The sequence below is a fragment of the Sulfitobacter sp. HI0129 genome, assembly GCF_001635395.1.
GTDB lineage: Bacteria > Pseudomonadota > Alphaproteobacteria > Rhodobacterales > Rhodobacteraceae > Sulfitobacter.
The window spans coordinates 1-246 of record NZ_LWGH01000140.1 but is presented as its reverse complement, the minus strand read 5'-3'; the positions used below and the strand labels follow the sequence as shown (position 1 = coordinate 246).

1 protein-coding gene is annotated in these 246 nt (G+C 66.7%); it reads left to right on the top strand.

Annotated elements, in window-relative coordinates; genetic code table 11:
• On the top strand, positions 1-246 hold a 246-nt coding region (locus A3764_RS25045), incomplete at both ends, for a hypothetical protein (RefSeq protein ID WP_201722386.1).

Genomic DNA, 246 nt, shown 5'->3' with positions numbered 1-246 from the left:
CCTTCGTCCTGAACCCTGCCTTCCTTCTGCAAGGAACCCTGGTCGAGATCGGCGCGGCCATCATCGGCGGCGTGGCTTCGGTCTTCCTGATCTCGGCTGGGCTCGTCGGGTATCTGGCGCGGCGGGTGTCGGTGGTGATGCGGCTGGTCCTGATCGCAATCGGGGTGGCCAGCTTCTTCCTGACCGGCCTGCACCCGGCCTTCGCGCTGCTGCCGCTCGCGGCCATTGTCCTGCTCTATGGGCAAC